The sequence below is a fragment of the Paragemmobacter kunshanensis genome (assembly GCF_011059185.1).
Taxonomy (GTDB): domain Bacteria; phylum Pseudomonadota; class Alphaproteobacteria; order Rhodobacterales; family Rhodobacteraceae; genus Paragemmobacter; species Paragemmobacter kunshanensis.
In genome coordinates, this window is sequence record NZ_JAALFE010000014.1 from 99,463 (window position 1) to 118,262 (window position 18,800).

The window sequence follows — 18,800 nt, forward strand, 5'->3', positions numbered from 1 at the left end:
TCGCCTGACCTGCGCGCCCGGACCGGATCGGTCAGGGCTTGAAGCTGATCGAAAGGGTGAAATCGGCCTGCCCCGCCCCCAGCGCCCGGGGGGCGCGCGGGAAGCGGCCCGCGCGCTGCACCGCCTTGACGGCGGCGGCATCCAGCGCAGGCTGGCCGGAAGAGGCCAGCACCCCCACCGCGATCAGCCGTCCGTCGGTGCCTACTGAGATCCGAAGCTTGACCGTGCCTGTGGCCCCGCCCGCATCGCGCGGATAGGATTTGCGCCTTTCGATGCGGGCGCGGATTTCGGCCCCCCATTCCGCCCGCAGGTTGCGCGCCGCATCGCCCGAGGCGGTGGCGGCGCGGGCCTGCCCCTGCTGACCGGCGGCCTCTGCCCCGCCCTGCCCTGCGGCGGTCTGCGCAGGCTGGGCCGGGCTGGGCGCGGGGGCGGGTTTTGCTGCGGGCTTGGGCTTGGGTTCGGGTTTCGGTTCGGGTTTGGGTTCAGGCTTGGGTTCGGGCTTGGGTTCAGGTGGCGGAGGGGGCGGCGGCGGCGTCTCGACACGGGGGGCGGCATCGGGTGCGGCGGGCTGCGGCAGGGCCAGTGCCATCGGCAGGGCCAGCGGCGCGGGGGCCGGGTCTGCCGCGATCTGCGGGGCGGGATCGGGCGGCGGCGGGGCCTGCGGGGCGGGCGCGGTGGTGGCAAGATCGGGCGGGGTTTCCCATTGGCGGATCATCTCGGCCAGCGCGGCATCCGATGCGGTGAGCGAGACAAGCTCCACCCCGCCATCCCCGGCGGCCTCGATCCCCGGTTCGGCATTGCCGGCAAGCCCGGCAAAGGCCGCCAGATGCAGGGCAATGGCCAGCCCGGCCGCGATGGCGAATTCGCCCCGGCGCGTCATGGCTGCACCGTGACAAGGCGGATGTCGCCATAGCCCGCCGCCGCAAGGCGCGGCAGGAGGGCCGCCAGCGCCGAAGCCGGGGCCGCGGCATCGGCATGCAGCCGGAGCGGCCCGCAGCCCCCGGGCGCGCAGCGCGCCGCAAGCGCGGCCAGCGCCGCATCGCCGGTGATCGCGCCCGCCCCCCCCGCGATGGCCGCGATGCCATCCGCGCCGAGGAAAAGCGCCGCCTCGCCTTCCACCGCCATGGCCTGCGCCGATTGCGGCGGGGCGATGGCGAAGGGTTCGGGCTCGGCGAAGGAAGAGACGATCATGTAGAAGACGATCAGGAAGAAGACCACGTCGATCATCGGCAGAAGCGGATCGGATTTCCGGCGGGTCTGCGGCGGGGCCAGGCGCATCGGGCTATTCCGCCATCAGGACATGGGTGATGCCCGCCGCGCGCAGCAGGTCGATCACCGCGACGAGGCGCTGCACATCGGCCCCGTCCTGCGGGCGCAGCACCACCGGCGCATCGGGCGCGGGCATCAGGCGGCGCAGATCGGCAATCAGCGCCGCCTCATCCAGCGCGGTGCCGTTCAGCGACAGGCCCTCGGGGCGCACATCGACAAGGCGCGGCGCGCCCGACCAGCCGGGCGCGGCGCCCCCCGCCAGCGCCAGCGGCACGCCATCCAGCTGGCCAAAGCGCGAGACCAGCATGAAGAAGACCAGCAGCAGGAAGACCACGTCGATCATCGGCGTGAGGTTCAGGCCACGCCGCCGCCGCGCCGCCGGGGCAAGCCGCATCGCCCTAATCCCCGCGCGCATTGGCCTGGGCCACGGCGCGCGCCGCGGCCTCGGCCCAGTTCACCACGGCGGCCCCTGCCCCTTCGGGCACGAGGACGGGCCGCCCGCGCAGCCTGTCCTGGGCCAGGAAGATGCGGGTCGCGCCATCCTCGATATCGTGGCGCAGGCCGTCGATCAGCCCTTCGAACCAGCTCTGCGCGATCATGGCGGGGATCGCCACCGCCATGCCCGCGGCGGTGGTCAGGAGCGCCTCCCATATCCCGCCCGCCAGGGTGGCGGTATCGGCGCGCACGCCGGCCGCCTGCAGGCCCTGAAAGGCCGCGATCATCCCCGTCACCGTGCCGAGAAGCCCCAGCAGCGGGCCGATGCTGGCGGCAAGGTCAAGGAAGCGCAGGCCGGCGCCCGCCTCGTTCAGGGTGGCGCGGGCGATCTGTTCGGTGGCGGCCTCGGTCGCGGCGCGGTCGAGGCGCGGGTCGAGCGCGGCCTCCATCGCGGCGCGCAGCACCCGCGCCCGGGCGGAACGGCGCCCGGCAAGCAGCGCCTGCGCGCCCGCGCGATCGCCGGCTTCCCACAGGGCCAGGGCGCGGGCGGTGACGCGCCCGCCGGAAAAGGCCCCCAGCCGCATCAGCGCCCAGATGCGCCACAGGATCAGCGCCAGCGTCAGCACCGACAGCGCCGCGATGGCATACATCGCGGGGCCACCCATATCGAGAAAGCCGGTGATCCGGGCCAGAAGCCCGGAGGGCGCGACGGGAAGGGCGGCAAGCGGATCGGGGCTGGGCGTATCGGGGTTCATGGCGGCACGGGAAGCTGCGGGAATGCCTTCGTGCTACGCCCTTGGGCCCTTGCGCGCAAGCGCCGCGGGCGACCTTCCCCCGCGCTTCAGCGTCGCGCCTGCAGCGCCTCGTGCAGCAGCGCGGTCACCAGATCGGGGGGCACGTCCTCGGCCACGAAGGCATCACCGATGCCGCGGGCCAGAATGAAGCGCAGGCGTCCGTCGATCACCTTCTTGTCCTGCCCCATCAGCGCGACCAGCGCCTCGGCCCCCGGCAGATCGCCGGGGATATCGGCCAGATCCACCTTCATGCCCATGTCGCGCAGATGCGCGCGCAGGCGGCTGGGGGCCTCTTGCGCGCACAGGCCCAGCCGCTGCGACAGCTCAAACGCCAGCGCGCAGCCGATGGCCACGCCCTCACCATGCAGAAGCCTGTCGGAATAGCCGGTGGCCTTTTCCAGCGCGTGACAGAAGGTATGGCCAAGGTTGAGCAGCGCGCGCTCCCCCTCTTCGGTTTCATCGCGCGAGACGATGCCCGCCTTCATCTCGACCGAGCGGCGCACGGCATATTGGCGCAAGTCGGCATCGCGGGCCAGGGCGGGGCCGTTCACCTCGAGCCAGTCGAAGAAGGCCGCGTCGCCCAGAAGGCCATACTTCACCACCTCGCCATAGCCCGCGCGGAAATCGCGTGGTGGCAGGGTTTCCAGCACCATCGTATCGGCCAGCACGAGCGAGGGCTGATGGAAGGCCCCGACAAGGTTCTTGCCCTGCGCGGTGTTGATCCCGGTCTTGCCGCCGACCGAGCTGTCGACCTGCGCCAGAAGCGTGGTGGGGATCTGCACGAAGCGCACCCCGCGCCGCAGGACGGCAGAGGCGAAGCCCACCAGATCGCCGATCACCCCGCCCCCGAAGGCGATGACGATGTCGCGGCGTTCGATCTTCTGGTCGAGCAGCCATTCCACGCAGCGCGCGAATTCCGGCCAGCCCTTCGTCGCCTCGCCCGCGGGCAGCGCCAGCGCGGTGCTGTCGATGCCTTCGGCGGCCAGCGCGACCTGAAGGCGGGCCAGATGCAGGGGGGCCACGGTGTCATCGGTGACGATGGCGGCGCGGCGGCGCTTCAGCAGCGGCGCGATCTCGGCCCCGGCGCGGTCGATCAGGCCCGGCCCGATCCGCACCTCGTAGGAGCGCGCGCCAAGCGCGACCGGCACCCTGTCGATCCCCATGCTATTCCCCTTCCAGCACATCCGGCCTTTGCGCCAGCGCGGCGGCGACCTTCTGCGCCATCTCTTCGATGGACAGGTCGGCCGCGCTGTCCACGACGATATCGGCAAGGCTGTAGAGCGGGACGCGCGCCTCGTAAAGCTGGCGCAGCGTCTCGCGCGGGTTGGCGGTGCGCAGGAGCGGGCGGGTCGTCTTGTGGCGGACGCGCTGCCAGAGCAGATCGAGATCGGCGCGCAGCCAGACGGCGACGCCCGACTCGCGGATCAGGGCGCGGTTGGCTTCGGACAGATAGGCCCCGCCCCCGGTGGACAGCACGCAGGGCGCGCCGCGCAGGAGGCGGGCCAGCACCTCGGTCTCGCGGGCGCGGAAGAAGGCCTCGCCGTCGCGTTCGAAGATTTCGGGGATGGAGCGGCTGGCGGCCTTGACGATTTCATCATCCGAATCACGGAAGGCCACACCCAGCGCCCGGGCCAGCGCATTGCCCACCGCCGACTTGCCCGCGCCCATCATGCCCACCATGACGACCGTCTTTTTCAGCCGTTGCATCACACGCCGCCCAGATCACACCTGCGTGTCCGGCGCAATTCCGCCCGCCGGACCGCTTCCCTTGCCCCCCTCAATGGCGTGAACTGGGGATGAAAGCCATATATAATCGCGACGCGGGACGTGGCTTTTGCCCCGGCTTGCGATAACAGTCGGTGCAGGCGGCCCATGACTGGCTGCATCGGTCCGCAACGAACGGACAGGAAGGCGAGAAGGCAGACATATGGGGCGGATCTTCAAGGCGGTGCTGATGCTGGCGATCCTCGGGTTCATCGGGCTGACGGGCTATGCCTATCTGGGCAATCTCGATCCCGAACAGGCCGAGGTGACGGTTCCGGTGACGCTGAATGCCGATTGAAAGGCGCCTTGGCGCCGGGGCGGGCTGCGGGCTGATCCTGGCCGCGCTGGCGGGGGTGATGGCCCCGGGTCAGGCCGGGGCGGAAGAGCCGCTTTCGGCCATCGACTGGCTGTCGCAATCCGTCACCACGCCCGCCCAGCCGCAACCGCAGGCCGAGCCGGGGCCCCCGGTCGCCACGACCGGGGCTGCCCCTGCGGGGGTGGCGGTCAGCGTGATCGGCGCGCCTTCCGCGGATGCGGTGGGGCTCTTGACGCCACGGGTGACGGGGCTTCCGGCCGCGCTCTGGGGGCCGGGGCGGGCCGCCGATATCGTGCGGCTGATCGGGGCGGAACGGGTGGACAGCCTGCCCGCGCTGCGCGGGCTGATGCTGACCGTGCTGCTGGCCGAGGCGCAGCCTCCCGCCGATGCGGGAACGGGCGCCACGCTTCTGACCGCGCGGGTGGACAAGCTTCTGGACATGGGCGCGCTGGATCAGGCGCGCGCGCTTCTGGATGCGGCGGGCAGCCGCGATCCGGGCCTCTTCCGCCGCAGTTTCGACGTGGCGCTGCTGACCGGGGAAGAGGATCGCGGTTGCCGCATCATGGTGGAATCGCCCGGCCTTGCCCCCACCTTCCCGGCGCGGATCTTCTGCCTCGCGCGCTCGGGCGACTGGAACGCGGCGGCGCTGACGCTGCGCACCGGGCAGGCGCTGGGATATATCACCGATGAGGAGGACGCGCTCCTGTCGCGCTTTCTCGACCCCGACCTGTTCGAGGGCGAGCCCCCCCTGCCCGCGCCCACCCGCGTGACGCCGCTGGCCTGGCGGATGTTCGAGGCGATCGGCGAGCCGCTGTCCACCGCCAGCCTGCCCATCGCCTTTGCCCATGCCGAACTGCGCCCGCAGGCGGGATGGAAAAGCCAGATCGAGGCCGCCGAGCGGCTGGCGCGGGCGGGGGCGATTTCCTCGAACCTGCTCCTGGGCCAGTATACGGCGCGGAAACCCGCCGCTTCGGGCGGTGTCTGGGACAGGGTGGCGGCCTTCCAGCGCTTTGACGCGGCGCTGCAATCGGGCGAACAGGCGGCCATCGCGCAGGCGCTGCCCGCGATCTGGGCCCTGATGACCGAGGCCGAGCTTGAGGTGGCTTTTGCCGATCTTTACGGCAAGCGGCTGGCCGCCATCCCCTTTTCCGGCGAGGCGGCGGGCATCGCGCTGACGCTGGGCCTGCTGGGCCCGGATTTCGAGACGGTCGCCGCGTCGCGCAAGGCCGAAACCCCGCGCGAGGCCTTTCTTCTGGGGCTGGCGCGGGGCGATGTGGCGGGGCTGGCGCCGCCCGACAGCCTGTCACGGGCCATCGCGCCGGCCTTTCTGGGCCATGACCCGGGCGAGGATCTGGCCCGCCTGCTGGACGAAGCCCGGGTGGGCGAGGCGATCCTTCTGGCCATCGAGATGATCGAACGCGGGGTGCAGGGCGATCTGGACGGGGTGACGGACGGGCTTGCCCTCTTGCGCAAGGTGGGGATGGAACGGGCGGCGCGGCGGGCGGCGCTGGAACTTCTGCTTCTGGAACGGCGGGGCTGAACCATGGCCCCGCGCGACGAAACCGGCTGGATCAGCACCTTTCTCGAGGCGCAGGCCGCCGAACTGGACAGCGCGCGCAACACGCAACTGGCCTATGGGCGCGATCTGACGGATGTGATGGGCTGGCTCGCGCGGCGCGGCAAGGCTTTTGCCACCGCCACGCGCGAGGATGTCGAGGCCTATCTGATGTCCTGCGAGGCGGCGGGCCTGTCCAAGGCCACGCGGGCGCGGCGGCTGTCCTCGATCCGGCAGCTTTACCGCTTTGCCCATGCCGAGGGCTGGCGCGCGGACAACCCCGCCCTGCGCATCCGCGGCCCGGGGGCCACGCAGCGCCTGCCCCAGACGCTGAGCCATGACGAGGTGGACCGCCTGCTGGAGGCCGCGCGGGCCAAGGGCCGCTCCCCGGCCGAGCGGTTGCGCAACCGCGCGCTTCTGGAACTGCTTTACGCCACGGGGATGCGGGTGTCGGAACTGGTGGAACTGCCGGTCGCGGCCGTGCGCGGCGATCCGAAGATGATCCTTGTGCGCGGCAAGGGCGGCAAGGAACGGATGGTGCCGCTTTCGCCCCCGGCGCGGGCGGCGCTGGCCGAATGGCTGGCCCATCGCGATGCGGAAGAGGAAGCGCTGCGCAAGGCGGGCAAGCCCGCGGGGCGGCATCTCTTTGCCGGGCCGGGCCGGGGCGGGCATCTGACGCGGCAGCATTTCCACCTGTTGATCAAGGACATCGCCGTTCTGGCCGGGGTGGACCCGGCCAAGGTGACACCGCATACCCTGCGCCATGCCTTTGCCACGCATCTGCTGGCGGGGGGCGCGGATCTGCGGGTGATCCAGACGCTGCTGGGCCATGCCGATGTCGCCACGACCGAGATCTATACCCATGTCCTTGACGATCACCTGAAATCGCTGGTGCTGGAGCATCACCCGCTGGCCCGCCCGAAGGGCAAGGCTTGAGCCTGCCGCCCCCTGCCCCCATACTCCGCCCGCGGCCGGGCCTGCCCGCGGCCCCATTCACAGCCTGCACGGACAGACCATGACGCTTGACGCCGCCTTCTGGATCACCGCCCTTTCCATTCTGGGCCTGCTGTGCCTTTCGGCCTTCTTTTCCGGATCCGAAACCGCCCTGACCGCCAGTTCGCGCGGCAAGCTGAAGGCGCAGGCCGACAAGGGATCGCGCGGGGCCGCCGCCGCCATGGCGGTGACCGATGACAGCGAACGCATGATCGGCGCGCTGCTCTTGGGCAACAACATCGTCAACATCCTGTCGGCCTCGCTGGCAACCGCGCTGCTGACGCGGCTCTTCGGGGATTCGGGCGTGGCCCTTGCGACGCTGGTGATGACGGTGCTGGTGCTGATCTTCGGCGAGGTGCTGCCCAAGACGCTGGCCATCACCTTCCCCGAAGCCGTGGCCAGCCGCGTGGCGCCCGTCATCCGCCTGCTGATCCTGGTCTTTTCGCCCGTCGTGGCGGTGGTGCGGGGGCTGGTGCGCGGGCTTCTCTATCTGATGGGCGTGCGCGGCAACGAAGAGGGGCGCATCACCGCCATCCGCGAAGAGATCGCGGGCACCATCGCGCTGGGCCATTCCGAGGGCGCGGTGGAGAAGGAGGCGCGCGACCGCCTGCTGGGCGCGCTGGACCTGACGCATCGCACGGTGGACGAGATCATGCGCCATCGCCGGCAGATCGAGATGATCAATGCCGATGATCCGACAGAGCGGATCCTGGCGCAGGCGCTGGCCTCGCCCCATACCCGCCTGCCGATCTTTCGCGACAGTGACGAGAACATCCTGGGCGTGATCCATGCCAAGGATCTGCTGCGCGAGGTGCATCGCCTGACCCGGGGCGATGAGGTGGGCGAAGGCGATCCGCTGGCGGGGCTGGACATCGTGAAGGTGGCGATGAAGCCCTATTTCATCCCCGAAACCACGACGCTGGACGAACAGATGCGCGAATTCCTGGCCCGGCGGACGCATTTCGCGCTGGTGGTGGATGAATATGGCGCGCTTCAGGGGCTGATCACGCTGGAAGACATCCTCGAAGAGATCGTGGGCGAGATCACCGACGAATTCGACGTGGTGGCCAAGGATGGCGGGCTGAGCCGGAACGAGGCGGGCGATTACATCATCGACGGGGCCATGACGATCCGCGACCTGAACCGCGCCAATGACTGGACCCTGCCCGATGACGAGGCCAATACCATCGCGGGCCTCGTGATCCACGAGGCGCAGACGATCCCCGCCGAGGGGCAGGCCTTCAGCTTTCATGGCTTCCGCTTCGAGGTGATGCAGAAGCGCGAGAACCGGATCACAAGGCTGAAGATGCGCCCGCTCTGACGGGGCTTTGCGCCTGCGGGATCAGCGGCGCAGGCGCAGCGTCACATTGCCCAGGCGATCGACGCTGAAGGGCAGATCGTCGAATTCCCCATGCGCGGCCAGACGTTCGGCCCGGGCGGACAGCAACATGTAATGCAGGTCGAAGATGGCCTGATCGAAATAGTGCCCTGCCGCCTGCGGATCGGCGGGCGCCTCGGCAAGGCGCGGCCCGTCGAGTGACACCAGTTCCAGAGTTCCTGCCCGTTTGGCCATGACGCATCCCTTCCTCGGGATCACAGATGCGCCCTGTCGCGGCGGATATCCACTACGCTTACGGATAGCGCCCCATGCCGACGGATGGGTGATGGGGCCGAATGCCCCATACCCTGCGGCAGAAAACCGCCTAACGGCTGCGGAAGAGCGAGCCGAGGATGCCCCGCACCACGGCCTGCCCCGTCTTGCTGCCCAGCTGGCGGGCGAAACTCTTTGCAAAGGCCGTGCCAACCGAATCGCTGCGTCCGCTGCTGCTGCTGCGCGGCTTTGGCGCCGGGTCGCGGCCCCCGTCATAGCGGCGCGCGCGGGCATAGCCGTCATCCGCGCCGCCTTCGCGCGCGCCGGGGGATGACCTTGTCCAGGGTGAGGCGGCGTCTTGCTCAGGGGCTTCGGCGGCCTCTTGCGCGGCGGCCTCGCGGGCGGCGGCTTCGGCCCTTGCGCGCAGCATCTCATAGGCGCTGTCGCGGTCGATGGGCTTGTCATACTTGCCCGCCATGGGCGAGGCGGCCATGAGCGAGGCCCGCAGCGCCGGGTCGATCGGGCCAAGCTGGCTGGAGGGCGGGCGGATCAGCGTGCGTTCCACGATGCCGGGAATGCCCTTGTTTTCAAGGAAGGAGGTGACCGCCTCGCCGGTGCCGACATCGCGGATCGCCTCTTGCGTGTCGAAGCGGGGATTGGGGCGATAGGTTTCGGCCGCCATCTTCAGATCCTTCTGGTCCTTGGCGGTGAAGGCGCGCAGCGCATGCTGCACGCGGTTGCCCAGCTGGCCGAGGATGTCTTCGGGCACGTCGGCGGGGTTCTGGGTGATGAAATAGACCCCCACCCCCTTGGACCGGATCAGGCGGGCCACCTGTTCCACCTTGTCCACCAGCGCCTTGGGCGCATCGTCGAACAGCAGATGCGCCTCGTCGAAGAAGAAGACGAGCTTGGGGCGGTCGGGATCACCCACTTCGGGCAGGGTTTCGAAAAGCTCTGACAGAAGCCAGAGCAGGAAGGTCGCGTAAAGGCGCGGGCTGTTCATCAGCTTGTCCGCGGCGAGGATGTTGATCCGCCCCGCCCCGGCGGCATCGGTCAGCATCAGATCGGCCAGATCCAGCGCCGGTTCGCCGAAGAGCCGCGCGCCGCCCTGGTTTTCCAGCACCAGAAGGCGGCGCTGGATCGCCCCGATGGAGGCCGTCGCCACCAGCCCGTAGCGGGTGGAGATGGCATCGGCATTCTCGCCGATGAAGACCAGAAGCGCCTGCAGATCCTTCATGTCCAGAAGGGGCAGCCCTTCCTCATCGGCCAGGCGGAAGGCCACGTTCAGCACGCCTTCCTGCGCCTCGGTCAGTTCCAGCAGGCGCGACAGCAGAAGCGGCCCCATCTCGGCCACCGTGGCGCGGATCGGGTGACCCTGTTCGCCGAAGAGATCCCAGTAGGTCACCGGAAAGGCGCGGTATTGCAGATCGAGCCCGATCTTCGCCGCGCGTTCCATGAAGGGGCCATGCAGCTTGTGGCTGGCCGAGCCCGAGGCCCCCAAGCCCGACAGATCGCCCTTCACATCGGACATGAAGACCGGCACGCCCGCGGCCGAGAACCCTTCCGCGAGGATCTGCAGCGTCACCGTCTTGCCGGTGCCGGTGGCCCCCGCGATCAGCCCGTGGCGGTTGCCGTATTTCAGCAAGAGGTTTTGCGGCAGGCCATGGCCTTCGCCGCCGCCGCCCACGAAAATGCTGTCCTGCCCCGTCATGCCCCGCCCCCGTCTGACTGCCTGAAACCCTGCCGCCTGCCCCTTGGGGGGCGGGCGCGATGTCGAAGATACATGCTTCCGCAGCCCATGCCAGTGCCGCGTTCCGCGCCCCCTGCACAAGGGCCGCCCCCGCCCGGCCCTGCGCCCGGCCCTGCCCTGCCCGGCAGGCCGCGCGGGGCGGGGGTTTTTGACCGAAAAGACAGTTTTTTTCTAATGTTTTCAGCCCGTCCATCCGCCAGATTCCCTGTTGACGGATGGCGGAATAGCGCTTAGCGTCCCTTTCCATGAAGTCGGCCAGTCCGACAGGGAGCAAATAACGATACGAAAAAGGGCCGCTTTGCCGGCCCTTTTTCTTTGCCCGTTTCGGGGCGGGCGCGCCTCGGCCGCGGGGGGTTGGCCGGGCTTCGCGCATGCCGATTTTGCCCCCTGACTTCGCCCGCCACCCATGCTAAGCGGCCAGCAGTCACATCAAGGACAGATCCAATGTCGCTTACCTCCATGAACCGTTCCCTCGCCCTCGTGCTGGCCATGGGCCTTGCCTCGGTCTCGGGCATGGCCCTTGCCCAGGAAACCACCGAAGCCCCCGCCGAGGCCCCCGCCGCACCGGCCGCCGATACCGGGCTGAACATGGGCCAGGCCCCCGCCGATGGCCCGGGATCGACCTATGTGAAAGAGGCGTTCGATTCCTGGGAACTGCGCTGCGTGCGCGTGGCCGAAGGGGACGAGCCCTGCCAGCTTTACCAGCTGCTGAAGGATGGCGAAGGAAATTCCGTGGCCGAGATCGGCATGTTCAGCCTGCCCGAAGGCGGCGAGGCGGCGGCTGGCGCCACGATCATCGTGCCCTTGGAAACCCTGCTGACCGCCGGGCTGCGCCTGGGCGTCGATGCCGCGCAGCCGAAGGTCTATCCCTTCACCTTCTGCGGGCAGATGGGCTGTGTCGCCCGCGTCGGCTTCACCGCCGAGGAAATCGCCGCCTTCAAGGCGGGCGGCAAGGCCACGATGACGATCGTGCCCGCCGTGGCCCCCGACAAGACGGTGGCGCTGGACATGTCGCTGAAGGGCTTCACCGCAGGCTTCGACGCCGTCGCCGCGACCCGGCCCGAGGCCCCCGCGCAGGAGTGATCCGGCAAGCGCATTGCACGAAAAGGGCCGCATCGCAGGATGCGGCCCTTTTTCCATGGTCGGGCGATCAGGCGCGGCGCAGCGCCAGCACGGCGTTCAGCCCGCCAAAGGCAAAGGCATTGGACAGCGCTACCTCGACCCGCGCCGCGCGGGCCAGATTGGGGACGACGTCGATCCGGCATTCGGGATCGTCTTCCTGATGCCCGATCGTGGGGGGGATCACGCCCTCGCGCAGGGCCAAGAGGCAGGCCAGCAGTTCCACCGCCCCGGTCGCGCCGATCAGATGGCCATGCATGGCCTTGGTGGAACTGACGGGCGGCGGTGCGGGGCCGAAAACGCGCAGGATGGCGGCGGATTCGGTGCGGTCATTGGCGGCGGTGCCGGTGCCATGGGCGTTGATATAGCCCACCTCCCCCGGCGCAAGCCCGGCATCGGCCAGCGCCCCCTGCATCGCCCGCGCAGCACCATCGACCGAAGGCGCAACCAGATCGGCTGCGTCCGATGTCATGGCAAAGCCTGCCACCTCGGCCAGGATCGGGGCGCCGCGGGCGAGCGCGCTGTCGCGGTCCTCGAAGACGAAGACCGCCGCGCCCTCGCCCTGCACCATCCCGTCGCGGGTGGCGCTGAAGGGGCGGCAGGCGGTGGCGGACATGACGCGCAGCCCCTCCCATGCCTTGATCCCGCCGAAGCAGAGCATCGCCTCGGACCCGCCGGTCAGCACGGCCCGCAGCGCGCCTGCGCGCACCATCTGGAAGGCCAGACCCATGGCATGATTGGAACTGGCACAGGCGGTGGAGACGGTGAAGACCGGCCCGCGGATGCCATGCGCCATGGACAGATGGCTGGCCCCGGCATTCTGCATCAGTTTCGGCACGGTCAGCGGATGCACGCGGGTTTTCCCTTCGGCATAGACCGCGCGATAGCTGTCATCCGAGGTTTGCAGCCCGCCCCCCGCCGTGCCGAGGATGACGCCGCAATCGGCCCCCTCGCCCACCTCCAGCCCGGATTGGGCCATGGCCTGGGCGGCGGCGACAAGGGCGAACTGGGCGAAGCGGTCGGCTGTGGCGATCACCGCGCGGTCAAGATGGTCTGCCGCCTGCCAGCCGCGCACCTGCCCGCCGATCCGCACCGAAAGCCGTTCCACATCGGGGATGTCCAGCGGGCCGATGCCGCAGGCCCCGGAGCGCATCGCGGCCAGGGTTCCCGCCAGATCCTGCGCCAGCGGGTTCACCGTGCCCGCCCCCGTGATGACGACGCGCCTCATGCCGCCTTCTGCGCGACCAGCCCTTCGACCGCCGCCACGATGCTGGCCACGCTTGTCATGTCGAAACCCGAGCGGGCGGGATCATTGGCATTGAAGGGAACCGAGATGTCGAAAGCCTCTTCGATGGCGAAGATCGCCTCGACCAGACCGAGCGAGTCGATCCCGAGACTTTCCAGCGTGCTGTCGGGCGTCACGTCCGACACATCCAGCACGGCCTGACGGGCCAGGATGGCGATCACCTTCTGCTGCAGATCCATGCCCGTCCCTCCTGGCATACCGTTGCCCCGATCTAGTCGGTCCCGGATGACTTTGGAATGACAGAGCGTTCGATTTCCGCAACCCGTGCGGCAAGGCGCGGCAGGCGGCGCAGGGCTTTCTGCATCTCGACATGGGTTTCCATCTTCACCGCCGGATAGCCCAGCAGCACGCGCCCCGCAGGCGCATTGGTGAAGATCTTGGTGGCCCCCCCGGCGATCACGTCATCGCCGACAAAGATATTGTCATTCACCCCGCATTGGCCGCCCATCACCACGCGGTCGCCGATGCGGGCCGATCCCGCGATGCCGACCTGCCCGCAGAGCAGGCAATCGCGCCCCACCTGCACGTTGTGGCCGATGTGGACAAGGTTATCGAGCTTGCTGCCAGAGCCGATGCTGGTGTCGCGGATCGTGCCGCGATCAATGCAGACATTGGCGCCGACCTCCACATCATCGCCCAGCGTCACCGCGCCGAGCGAGTGGATGCGCGTCCAGCTTTGATCCTTGATGCCTTCGCGGGTGCCCAGCGTTTCGCGGATCTCCTCGACCCCCGATTTCTCGGGCGTGACAAAGGAAAAGCCGTCCGCGCCGATCACGGCGCCGGGCTGGCAGATGAAGCGGTCGCCGATGGTGACACGCGCGCCGATGCGCGCGCCCTGCAGGATCAGGGCATCCGCGCCGATCCGCGCGCCTTCGGCGATGGAGACATGGCTTGCGATGCGCGCGCGGGGGCCGATCACCGCGCCGCGCCCGATGGTGACGAAGGGGCCGATGGCGGCCCCCGCGCCGATCTCGGCGCCGGGGTCGATCACCGACAGGGGATGGATGCCCGCCGCGATCTCGGGGCCGGGATCCATCAGCACGGTCAGCCCCGCCATGGCCAGCCGCCCGCGCGGGGCGAAGATCGCGGCCTTCAGCCCGAGCCCGCGCCAATCGGCCTGCGGCCAGAGCAGCGCGGCCAGCGCGCCCCCCCTGGCGATGCCGCCCGCATATTTCGGATCCATCGCCAGGGCCAGCGCATCGGGGCCGGCGCTGTGCGGTTCGGCGGCGCGGGTGACGACGATATCCAGATCACCCACGGCCTCGGCCCCAAGGGCCAGGGCTATGTCGCGGATCGTATGGGCCATGGGCAGCGTCCTTGGTCAGGCAGTCTGCACCGAGCCTTACCCCTGAACGCCGCGCAAGGCCACCCCGGCCTCGGTCAGGGCATCGAAGATGCGCCCGTCGCGGCCATAGATATCGCGCCGATAGGTCATCTCGCCCTTGGCGGTGGGCCAGGCGGTGAAATAGACCAGATGCACGGGCAGCTTTTCCTGAAACTTCACCACCGTCTCACGGTCGCTGTCCAGATGGCTCTGGAACAGGCCCTTGGGATCGTCGGACTGGGCGGCGAGCAGCGCATAGGCGAAATCGAAGGGATCGGCCAGGCGGATGCAGCCATGGCTGTAGGCGCGCACCTCGTGATCGAAGAGTTCCTTCGCGGGCGTGTCGTGCAGATAGATGTTGTAGGGGTTGGGGAACATGAACTTCACCTTCCCCAGCGCGTTGCCGTCCGAAGGCGGCTGGCGCAGGCCGAAGGGGAAGCTGCGCGCGGAATAGGCGGCGAAGTTCACCGCCCCGCGCGGCACGACGCGCCCGTTGCGGTCGATCACCTGAAGGTGGCTCACGGCATTGGGATTGCGCTGCAGAAGCGGCAGGTATTCCTTGACGATGATCGAGCGCGGCACCCCCCAGGACGGGTTGATCACCAGATGGTCCATCTCGTCGGAAAATTCGGGGCTGCGCTGATCCGGCACGTTCTTCCCGATCACCGCGCGGGTCTGGAAGGTGACCTTGCCGTGATCCACGATCTTGGCGGTGAAATCGGGCTGGTTCACCCAGATATGCCGCGCGCCGCGCACGGTGTCATGCATCCAGCGCAGACGCTCCATCGCGACGACGATGGATTTCACGCGGTCTTCCGGCGCGACGTTCACTTCGGCCAGCGTCGCCTCGTCGGCGCGGCCATCGGCCTGAAGCCCATGGTCGATCTGAAAGCGCTGCACCGCCGCCTGCAGGGCCGCATCATAGACCGCCGTGCTGGAGCGGCGCAGATAGCCCATGGCGACCAGACGGTCGCGCAGGGCCACGACGGCGGGCCCGGTATCGCCCGGGCCAAGCGCAGCGGCGGCAACAGGCAGGCCCCAGCCGCCCGAAGCGATGCGCGATTCGAGTTGCAGCTTTTCCTTCATCAGCCGCGCATATTCCGGCGCGCGCGGCGGCAGCGCCCGCAGCAGCGCCACCGGATCGCCCTTTTCCACCTGCGCCAGCAGGCGCAGCGGATCGAGGCGCGTCACCTCGCGGTGGATGCCGGCATCGGCCTTTTCCGGATCAAGCACGCCGGTTGCGACATCAGAGGCGTAATCGAGAAAGGCGCGCGACATCCGCACTTCCAGCCGGCCGCGATCCCCCTCGGTCAGGGCGGCGGCATAGGCGGCGCGCAGGGCGGCGGAATCATAGCGGGCCACCGGCAGGCCATGGGCGGCCGCCCCGTCCAGCGCCGAGAGGAGAGCGGCGCGACGGGCCGCATCCTCGGCCCCGGTCCAGAGCGTGCGATAGCCGCGGGCGCGGTAGAAATCGCCCAAGGCCGCATCCTCGGCCAGCGCGGCCGCGACCGCCTGAAGGAAGGGCGCAGCGGCAGGCGCCTGCTGGGCGCCAGAGGCGAGCGGGGGAAGCGCGAGGGCCGCCGAAAGCAGAAGCGCCGCGCCCATCCGGCGCATCCGCGGCGCGCGGCAGGCTGGCTGACCCGAAACTGACAAGACCATGACTTTCCCCGGCATAGGCGAATTTCGCTGTATTTGCGCCAATTTGGGTGATTCCCCAAGCAGAGTCTATTCACAACCTTGCTGGAAAGAAGGCGCGGGCGGGGCCATCTGTTTCCATCCGGGCAAAAGCGCCCTTGCTGCAACAGGCGCAGAAAATCGCCATGGCCCGGACCGGATTCAGCGAAAATTTGCCGATTGGCCCCTTGCTGCTGCCTGAGAGGGCAATCAGCGCTTGGGCTGCGAATCGACCTGTGCCATAACGACCGGGCACTTGGGGGACGAGTGGCACGAAAGCTGCTCTCAAAGCAGCGACGACGAACCGGGGACAGCAGTCAGAATGACAGAAACCACGAAACTTGGGGTCTCGCGCCGTGGCGTGCTTGGCGCATTCGCGGCGACGCTGGTTGTGGCGGCACCGACCTACTCCAACGCCTTCGGATTGCTGCGGGGCGCGGGCGATATCCGCCGGGTCCGCATGTATTCGGGCCGCACCGGCGAGAGCCTGGATACGATCTACTGGATCGAGGGCGAGTACATCCCCGAAGTCGTCAAGGAAATCAATCACTTCATGCGCGACTGGCGGTCCAACGACACGATCAAGATGGACCTGCGCACGATCGACATCATGGCTGCCGCGCATAGCCTGATGGATGTGTCGGAACCCTATATGCTGCTGTCGGGCTATCGCAGCCCGGCGACCAATGCGATGCTGCGGTCCAAGTCGGGCGGCGTGGCGCGCAATTCGCTTCACATGAAGGGCCAGGCGGCCGACCTGCGGCTGAAGTCGCGCTCTGTCGGGCAGATGGCCAAGGCGGCCGAGGCCTGCGCCTCGGGCGGGGTCGGGCGCTATTCGCGGTCGAACTTCGTGCATATGGATTGCGGGCCGGTGCGCCACTGGGGCGGCTGATTTCCGCCGATCCCTTCGGTCGAAAAGAACGGGGCGCCAGTGGCGCCCCTTTTCATGTCTTGCCATGGATCGGGCGTTTCCGCCCCGGCATCAATCGCCGCCTCCCGCGCTGCCGTCAGTCACGGCTGTCGCCGCCCTGCCCCGCATCGCCCCGTCCATCGGCAATCTCGCGGCCGCGATAGCCCTGGGCCACGACGAATTTCTCGGAACTGTCCGACCGGCTGGCGGGCGGCTTCACATTGGCCACCTTGCAGAAGTTGCGCTTGAGCATGGCCTGCATCTCGTTCTCGGCCCCGCCGGCCAGAACCTTGGCCACGAAGGTGCCGCCATCCTCCAGCACGTCGAAGGCGAAGGCGAGCGCGGCCTCGACCAGGGCCACGATGCGCAGATGGTCGGTGGCCTTGTGCCCCGAGGCCGCGGCGGCCATGTCCGACATCACCACATCGGCCCGGCCCCCGAGCCAGCCCTTCACCTTTTCATCCGCATCATCGGCCAGGAAATCAAGCTGGTGGATCGTGGCGCCCGGGATCGGCTCCACCTCCTGCAGGTCGACACCCAGCACGGTGCCCACGGGTTTCTTCGGGTTCTGCCCCAGCGCATTGACCCGCACCACCGCCACCTGGCACCAGCCGCCCGGCGCGCAGCCCAGATCCACCACCCGCGCGCCCGGGCGCAGGAATCCGTATCTGTCGTCCAGTTCCAGGATCTTGAAGGCCGCGCGGCCGCGATAGCCCTCTTTCCTGGCGCGCTGGACATAGGGATCGTTCAGCTGCCGCTCCAGCCAGAGGGTGGAGGAAAGCTTGCGCCCCTTGGCCGTCTTGACCCGCACCCGCAATTCGCGCTGGCCGCGCCCTGATGTTCCCTTGCCTTCGGTCATGCGTAAGGTCCGTCCTCCAGAACGCCATCCGCGCTCATCTGTGCGTATAACAGCCCCTCGCGCAGGCCACGATCGGCCACCGAGAGGCGATCCGTGGGCCATACCCGCATCAGCGCCTGAAGGATAGCCGCGCCGGACATGATCAGCGCATGGCGATCCCGCCCGATGCGCGGATCGGTGCGGCGGCCTTCGGGGCCGAGGGCGAGGTATTCGCGGATCACCAGGTCGATCTGGTCGGATGTCATCTGCAAGCCGTCGACCTTCGTCCGGTCATAGCGGCGCAGGTTCAGGTAGCTGGCGGCCACCGTGGTGACAGTGCCCGAAGTGCCGATGATCTGGAACCCGTCGCGCGGGTTCTGGGCATTGTAGGGCGAGAAGCTGGCGAGATTTTCCTCGAAGAACCAGCTCATCAGCGCAAAGCGCGCGGCGTCATCCTCGACATCGCCGAACTGGTCCTTCAGCGTGGCCACCCCCAGCGGAACCGAGATCCAGTCCACCACCCGGGCCGAGCGGTCGCCCTGCGACTGAAACCCGCGATGCAGCCCCATGATGGACCGGGCGCGATCTTCGGGCGGCACATCGGACAGGTCGATCCAGACAAGTTCCGTGGACCCCCCGCCGATATCCACGACCAGCAGCTGTTCGGTGCGCGCATTGACCAGCGGCGCGCAGGAGATGACGGCCAGCCGCGCCTCTTCCTCGGGCGCGATGATTTCCAGGCTCAGCCCGGTTTCGCGCCGCACCTGGCGGATGAAATCCTTGGCATTGCGCGCGCGGCGGCAGGCCTCGGTCGCCACAAGGCGCATGCGGCGGACGCCGTGCTTTTCGATCTTCTTCTGGCAGATGCGCAGCGCCTGCACCGTGCGCCCCATGGAGGCGCGCGACAACCGGCCCGAGGCTTCAAGCCCCACACCCAGCTGGACAGTCTTGGAAAAGCTGTCCACGACCTGAAACTGGCTGCCCCGCGGTTGGGCAATCAGCATCCGGCAACTGTTCGTGCCAAGGTCGAGCGCCGCATAAAGCGTGCCCGCCCCCGGCGGATGGGGAACTGACGGTTCGACCGCATGAGGCACGCCCTCGGGCGCAGCCTTGCGCTGCGGGATCGCGTCCGCCCCCCGGGGACGCTGGGGCGTCATGACCG

General features: G+C 69.0%; 20 protein-coding genes. 6 read left to right on the forward strand and 14 right to left on the reverse strand.

The genetic code is table 11. The features are described 5' to 3' along the window. Positions 1-31 precede the first annotated feature (31 nt). The 6 genes from G5V65_RS14630 to G5V65_RS14655 form a co-directional block, all read right to left on the reverse strand. Positions 32-880 carry an energy transducer TonB gene (locus tag G5V65_RS14630; RefSeq protein WP_165051442.1) on the reverse strand — a complete coding sequence of 283 codons (849 nt, stop codon included), beginning with the start codon at positions 878-880 and terminating at the stop codon, positions 32-34. Then, positions 877-1,278, reverse strand: coding sequence for an ExbD/TolR family protein (locus tag G5V65_RS14635; protein WP_165051444.1), 402 nt, complete (start codon positions 1,276-1,278; stop codon positions 877-879). The genes G5V65_RS14630 and G5V65_RS14635 overlap by 4 nt, the downstream gene beginning before the upstream one ends. A gap of 4 nt (positions 1,279-1,282) precedes the next feature. Then, complete coding sequence (locus G5V65_RS14640) at positions 1,283-1,663, reverse strand: ExbD/TolR family protein (RefSeq protein ID WP_165051446.1); 381 nt, start codon at positions 1,661-1,663, stop codon at positions 1,283-1,285. Between the two features lie 4 nt (positions 1,664-1,667). Next, entirely contained in the window at positions 1,668-2,459 is a 792-nt protein-coding gene (locus tag G5V65_RS14645; protein WP_165051448.1) for a MotA/TolQ/ExbB proton channel family protein, read from the reverse strand. Positions 2,460-2,545: 86 nt separating this feature from the next. Further along, positions 2,546-3,661, reverse strand: coding sequence for a 3-dehydroquinate synthase (aroB, locus tag G5V65_RS14650; protein ID WP_165051450.1), 1,116 nt, complete (start codon positions 3,659-3,661; stop codon positions 2,546-2,548). Position 3,662: 1 nt separating this feature from the next. Next, a complete protein-coding gene (locus tag G5V65_RS14655; RefSeq protein ID WP_343162852.1) occupies positions 3,663-4,208 on the reverse strand; it encodes a shikimate kinase in 546 nt (181 codons plus the stop codon). A gap of 217 nt (positions 4,209-4,425) precedes the next feature. On the opposite strand from G5V65_RS14655, the gene G5V65_RS22715 reads away from it, so the two are divergent. The 4 genes from G5V65_RS22715 to G5V65_RS14670 all read left to right on the forward strand — a co-directional run bounded on the left by G5V65_RS22715 (position 4,426) and on the right by G5V65_RS14670 (position 8,447). Further along, positions 4,426-4,560 (forward strand): hypothetical protein, encoded by a 135-nt coding sequence (locus tag G5V65_RS22715; RefSeq protein ID WP_277602960.1) that lies wholly within the window; start codon positions 4,426-4,428, stop codon positions 4,558-4,560. Beyond that, a complete protein-coding gene (locus tag G5V65_RS14660; protein WP_165051455.1) occupies positions 4,550-6,118 on the forward strand; it encodes a hypothetical protein in 1,569 nt (522 codons plus the stop codon). Before G5V65_RS22715 ends, G5V65_RS14660 begins: the two co-directional genes overlap by 11 nt. Positions 6,119-6,121: 3 nt before the next feature. Then, positions 6,122-7,069 carry a site-specific tyrosine recombinase XerD gene (locus G5V65_RS14665; RefSeq protein WP_165051457.1) on the forward strand — a complete coding sequence of 316 codons (948 nt, stop codon included), beginning with the start codon at positions 6,122-6,124 and terminating at the stop codon, positions 7,067-7,069. Positions 7,070-7,148: 79 nt separating this feature from the next. Continuing rightward, positions 7,149-8,447 (forward strand): HlyC/CorC family transporter, encoded by a 1,299-nt coding sequence (locus tag G5V65_RS14670; protein WP_165051459.1) that lies wholly within the window; start codon positions 7,149-7,151, stop codon positions 8,445-8,447. Positions 8,448-8,468: 21 nt separating this feature from the next. On the opposite strand, the gene G5V65_RS14675 is transcribed toward G5V65_RS14670, so the two are convergent. Both G5V65_RS14675 and G5V65_RS14680 read right to left on the reverse strand, forming a co-directional pair. Next, entirely contained in the window at positions 8,469-8,699 is a 231-nt protein-coding gene (locus G5V65_RS14675) for a hypothetical protein (protein WP_165051462.1), read from the reverse strand. A gap of 130 nt (positions 8,700-8,829) precedes the next feature. Beyond that, positions 8,830-10,428, reverse strand: coding sequence for a helicase HerA-like domain-containing protein (locus tag G5V65_RS14680; RefSeq protein ID WP_165051464.1), 1,599 nt, complete (start codon positions 10,426-10,428; stop codon positions 8,830-8,832). Positions 10,429-10,911: 483 nt separating this feature from the next. On the opposite strand from G5V65_RS14680, the gene G5V65_RS14685 reads away from it, so the two are divergent. Continuing rightward, positions 10,912-11,550 carry an invasion associated locus B family protein gene (locus G5V65_RS14685; protein WP_241250579.1) on the forward strand — a complete coding sequence of 213 codons (639 nt, stop codon included), beginning with the start codon at positions 10,912-10,914 and terminating at the stop codon, positions 11,548-11,550. 67 nt (positions 11,551-11,617) lie between these two features. Here the strand turns inward: G5V65_RS14685 and G5V65_RS14690 are convergent, their stop codons facing one another. From G5V65_RS14690 to G5V65_RS14705, 4 genes are read right to left on the reverse strand one after another with little or no spacing between them, the layout of a single operon-like run. Beyond that, positions 11,618-12,814 carry a beta-ketoacyl-[acyl-carrier-protein] synthase family protein gene (locus G5V65_RS14690; protein WP_165051466.1) on the reverse strand — a complete coding sequence of 399 codons (1,197 nt, stop codon included), beginning with the start codon at positions 12,812-12,814 and terminating at the stop codon, positions 11,618-11,620. Then, a complete protein-coding gene (locus G5V65_RS14695; protein ID WP_165051468.1) occupies positions 12,811-13,071 on the reverse strand; it encodes an acyl carrier protein in 261 nt (86 codons plus the stop codon). The genes G5V65_RS14690 and G5V65_RS14695 overlap by 4 nt, the downstream gene beginning before the upstream one ends. A 32-nt stretch (positions 13,072-13,103) precedes the next feature. Beyond that, positions 13,104-14,198 (reverse strand): UDP-3-O-(3-hydroxymyristoyl)glucosamine N-acyltransferase, encoded by a 1,095-nt coding sequence (gene lpxD / locus G5V65_RS14700; protein ID WP_165051471.1) that lies wholly within the window; start codon positions 14,196-14,198, stop codon positions 13,104-13,106. 36 nt (positions 14,199-14,234) lie between these two features. Then, positions 14,235-15,821, reverse strand: coding sequence for a L,D-transpeptidase family protein (locus G5V65_RS14705; protein ID WP_241250580.1), 1,587 nt, complete (start codon positions 15,819-15,821; stop codon positions 14,235-14,237). A 391-nt stretch (positions 15,822-16,212) separates the two neighbouring features. Here G5V65_RS14705 and G5V65_RS14710 point away from each other — a divergent pair, with 391 nt between their 5' ends. Further along, a complete protein-coding gene (locus G5V65_RS14710) occupies positions 16,213-16,782 on the forward strand; it encodes a YcbK family protein (RefSeq protein ID WP_165051473.1) in 570 nt (189 codons plus the stop codon). A 115-nt stretch (positions 16,783-16,897) separates the two neighbouring features. Here the strand turns inward: G5V65_RS14710 and G5V65_RS14715 are convergent, their stop codons facing one another. Then, positions 16,898-17,659 (reverse strand): RlmE family RNA methyltransferase, encoded by a 762-nt coding sequence (locus G5V65_RS14715; RefSeq protein ID WP_165051475.1) that lies wholly within the window; start codon positions 17,657-17,659, stop codon positions 16,898-16,900. Beyond that, positions 17,656-18,795 carry a Ppx/GppA phosphatase family protein gene (locus G5V65_RS14720; RefSeq protein ID WP_165051478.1) on the reverse strand — a complete coding sequence of 380 codons (1,140 nt, stop codon included), beginning with the start codon at positions 18,793-18,795 and terminating at the stop codon, positions 17,656-17,658. Before G5V65_RS14720 ends, G5V65_RS14715 begins: the two co-directional genes overlap by 4 nt. Positions 18,796-18,800: the final 5 nt, after the last annotated feature.

Excerpts from the sequence above, each read along its gene's own strand:
- G5V65_RS14630 (WP_165051442.1), bottom strand. The coding sequence starts at position 880 with ATGACGCGCCGGGGCGAATTCGCCATCGCGGCCGGGCTGGCCATTGCC.
- G5V65_RS14635 (WP_165051444.1), bottom strand. The coding sequence starts at position 1,278 with ATGCGCCTGGCCCCGCCGCAGACCCGCCGGAAATCCGATCCGCTTCTG.
- G5V65_RS14640 (WP_165051446.1), bottom strand. The coding sequence starts at position 1,663 with ATGCGGCTTGCCCCGGCGGCGCGGCGGCGGCGTGGCCTGAACCTCACG.
- G5V65_RS14645 (WP_165051448.1), bottom strand. The coding sequence starts at position 2,459 with ATGAACCCCGATACGCCCAGCCCCGATCCGCTTGCCGCCCTTCCCGTC.
- aroB (WP_165051450.1), bottom strand. The coding sequence starts at position 3,661 with ATGGGGATCGACAGGGTGCCGGTCGCGCTTGGCGCGCGCTCCTACGAG.
- G5V65_RS22715 (WP_277602960.1), top strand. The coding sequence starts at position 4,426 with ATGGGGCGGATCTTCAAGGCGGTGCTGATGCTGGCGATCCTCGGGTTC.
- G5V65_RS14660 (WP_165051455.1), top strand. The coding sequence starts at position 4,550 with ATGCCGATTGAAAGGCGCCTTGGCGCCGGGGCGGGCTGCGGGCTGATC.
- G5V65_RS14665 (WP_165051457.1), top strand. The coding sequence starts at position 6,122 with ATGGCCCCGCGCGACGAAACCGGCTGGATCAGCACCTTTCTCGAGGCG.
- G5V65_RS14670 (WP_165051459.1), top strand. The coding sequence starts at position 7,149 with ATGACGCTTGACGCCGCCTTCTGGATCACCGCCCTTTCCATTCTGGGC.
- G5V65_RS14675 (WP_165051462.1), bottom strand. The coding sequence starts at position 8,699 with ATGGCCAAACGGGCAGGAACTCTGGAACTGGTGTCACTCGACGGGCCG.
- G5V65_RS14680 (WP_165051464.1), bottom strand. The coding sequence starts at position 10,428 with ATGACGGGGCAGGACAGCATTTTCGTGGGCGGCGGCGGCGAAGGCCAT.
- G5V65_RS14685 (WP_241250579.1), top strand. The coding sequence starts at position 10,912 with ATGTCGCTTACCTCCATGAACCGTTCCCTCGCCCTCGTGCTGGCCATG.
- G5V65_RS14690 (WP_165051466.1), bottom strand. The coding sequence starts at position 12,814 with ATGAGGCGCGTCGTCATCACGGGGGCGGGCACGGTGAACCCGCTGGCG.
- G5V65_RS14695 (WP_165051468.1), bottom strand. The coding sequence starts at position 13,071 with ATGGATCTGCAGCAGAAGGTGATCGCCATCCTGGCCCGTCAGGCCGTG.
- lpxD (WP_165051471.1), bottom strand. The coding sequence starts at position 14,198 with ATGGCCCATACGATCCGCGACATAGCCCTGGCCCTTGGGGCCGAGGCC.
- G5V65_RS14705 (WP_241250580.1), bottom strand. The coding sequence starts at position 15,821 with ATGGGCGCGGCGCTTCTGCTTTCGGCGGCCCTCGCGCTTCCCCCGCTC.
- G5V65_RS14710 (WP_165051473.1), top strand. The coding sequence starts at position 16,213 with ATGACAGAAACCACGAAACTTGGGGTCTCGCGCCGTGGCGTGCTTGGC.
- G5V65_RS14715 (WP_165051475.1), bottom strand. The coding sequence starts at position 17,659 with ATGACCGAAGGCAAGGGAACATCAGGGCGCGGCCAGCGCGAATTGCGG.
- G5V65_RS14720 (WP_165051478.1), bottom strand. The coding sequence starts at position 18,795 with ATGACGCCCCAGCGTCCCCGGGGGGCGGACGCGATCCCGCAGCGCAAG.